Below are 2585 nucleotides of genomic sequence, written 5' to 3' on the forward strand. Positions count from 1 at the left end.
TGCGCAATCCGGACGTATTCGGCCGGTCAATCCGACAGCATCCGGCCACCCATTCCGATTTGATCCGGCCACCGATTCCGGGGCATCCGGCCACCCCTGATCTGGGGGATTTGGCGGTCGTTTTGAGGTGATCTTTCACCGGCTACCTTTGCGTTCTTTTTGAACGCGAGGGAGCCCCATGAAGAGATTGCCAATGAGGAAGATCAAGGAGGCCTTGCGGCTTCGAGCAGATGGATTGTCGGGACGTCGCGTGGCGCAAAGCCTGACGATTGCGCGAGCGACGATCTCGGAGTATTTCCGCCGCGCCGATCTGGCCGGTCTGTCCTGGCCGCTTCCGGATGATCTGTCTGATGCAGAGCTTGAAGCGCGGCTTTATCCTCCGCTGGCTGGGCAATCTACGCGTCAAATCCCGCAGCCCGATTGGGGCTATGCTCATTCCGAGCTGCGGCGCAAAGGCGTGACACTGGCGCTGCTCTGGCAGGAGTACCGCGAGGTTCACCCCGACGGCTACGGTTACAGCCAATACTGCGCCCGCTATTCGGCCTGGGAGGGCAAGCTGAGCCCAGTGATGCGCCAACGGCATCCTGCCGGGGAGCGGCTGTTTGTCGATTATACCGGTCAGACGGTGGATGTGACCTGCCCTGAGACCGGCGAGGTTCGCACGGCGCAGATCTTCGTCGCCGCGCTTGGTGCTTCAAATTACACCTACGTTGAAGCCAGTTGGACGCAGAGCCTGCCCGACTGGATATCGAGCCATGTGCGCGCTTTTGCCTTCTTCGGCGGTGTGCCCGCGATGATCGTCTCGGACAATCTGAAGTCGGCGGTGATCAAGGCCTGTTTCCATGATCCCGCAATCAACCGCACCTATGGCGACATGGCGGCGCATTACGACACCGCTGTTGTGCCTGCGCGGCCCCGCAAACCCAAGGACAAGGCCAAGGTCGAGAACGCGGTGCAACTGGCCGAGCGGTGGATCTTGGCGCGCCTTCGCAACCAGACATTCTTCGGCCTGGACGAGTTGAACGCGGCGATCCGGCCCCTGCGCGACCAGTTGAATGCCAAGGTCACCCGGCATCTCGGGGCCAGCCGCCGCGCATTGTTTGAGGACCTCGACAAACCGGCCCTGAAGCCGCTGCCAGCCGAGCCGTACGTCTACGCCGAATGGAAGCAGCGCCGCGCCGGGATCGACTATCACATCGATGTGGACCGGCACTATTACTCGGTGCCGCATCAGCTGATCAAGCGGAAGCTCTGGGTACGGATCACGGCCCGGACGGTGGAAGTCTTCCATAAAGGTCAAAGGATTGCCTCCCACGCCCGCACATCCGGCAACCGTCAGCACTCCACCGTGCGGGAACATATGCCATCGGGTCACCGTCACCGCGCTGACTGGACGCCAGAGAGTATCCGCAGGCAGGCCGCCCGGATCGGCCCGAACGTCGAGACCTATGTCGATGTCGTCATGCGCCGCCGTAAACACCCCGAACAGGCCTATCGCAGCTGCATGGGCGTGCTAAAGCTGGCGCGCTCCTTTGGACCGGCCCGCCTCGATGCCGCCTGCGAGCGGGCGCTCGAGATCAACAGTTACACCTACCAATCCCTGCATTCCATTCTGAAGAATGGTCTGGATCGCCAACGCCGAGAAGCGCCCACGGACGGCCCCGCGATCACACATCCCAACATCCGTGGCGCCGATTACTTCCATTGAAAGGACAGCACATGCTGACACATCCAACGCTCGATCAGCTCAAGACCCTCAAGCTCGACGGCATGGCCGAGGCCTTCGCCGAGATGGACGGCCAGGACGGAACCGCCGACCTAACCCATGCCGAATGGCTGGGCCTTCTCATCGACCGCGAGGCCGCCAGCCGTGAGACCAAACGGTTCGAAGCCCGGATGCGCACCGCCCGCCTGCGCCACGTCGGGGCCGCCCCCGAGGACGTGGATTACAAAACCCGGCGTGGCCTCGACAAAGCCCTGTTCCAGCAGCTCCTGACCGGCAAATGGATACGCGACAAACGCAACCTGATGATCACCGGCCCCTGCGGTGTGGGCAAGACCTGGCTGGCCTGTGCGCTGGCCCAGGCGGCCTGCCGAGAAGGGACAACCGTGCTCTACAAGCGCGTGCCGCGTCTCTTTGACGAGTTGGAAATAGCCCACGCAGATGGACGCTTCCCGCGCCTCTTCCGCAGCCTCACCAAAACCCAACTCCTCATTCTCGATGATTGGGGGCCAGATCGCCTCAACGCAAACCAGCGCCGCGACCTGATGGAGATTGTTGAAGATCGCTACGGCGCGGGATCAATCCTGATCACCAGCCAACTGCCGCTCAAGACCTGGCACGACGTCATCGGAGAACCCACCTTCGCAGACGCCATTCTCGACCGGCTCGTGCACAATGCCTATCGCCTCGAACTGGAAGGCCAGTCCTTCCGAAAGCTGGCCGCCAAAACGGGTGACAAAACGACCGCACACTGATAGAGAAAACTTCAGGCCTCACGACGCCATGCCAAGGGTGGCGGGATACTCCGGATCAGGTGGCCGGATGCTGTCGGATTGACCGGCCGAATGCTCCGGATTGCGCA

The 2585-nt window shown here is 62.1% G+C and carries 2 protein-coding genes; both read left to right on the plus strand.

Annotated elements, in window-relative coordinates; genetic code table 11:
• Positions 1-178 precede the first annotated feature (178 nt).
• Positions 179-1708 carry an IS21 family transposase gene (gene istA, locus AC2FPW_RS16075; RefSeq protein ID WP_496814523.1) on the plus strand — a complete coding sequence of 510 codons (1530 nt, stop codon included), beginning with the start codon at positions 179-181 and terminating at the stop codon, positions 1706-1708.
• Between the two features lie 11 nt (positions 1709-1719).
• Positions 1720-2478 carry an IS21-like element helper ATPase IstB gene (istB, locus tag AC2FPW_RS16080; protein ID WP_496814524.1) on the plus strand — a complete coding sequence of 253 codons (759 nt, stop codon included), beginning with the start codon at positions 1720-1722 and terminating at the stop codon, positions 2476-2478.
• The last annotated feature ends 107 nt before the right edge of the window (positions 2479-2585 follow it).

The organism is Ruegeria sp. SATB027 (assembly GCF_059613825.1).

Excerpts from the sequence above, each read along its gene's own strand:
- istA (WP_496814523.1), top strand. The coding sequence starts at position 179 with ATGAAGAGATTGCCAATGAGGAAGATCAAGGAGGCCTTGCGGCTTCGA.
- istB (WP_496814524.1), top strand. The coding sequence starts at position 1,720 with ATGCTGACACATCCAACGCTCGATCAGCTCAAGACCCTCAAGCTCGAC.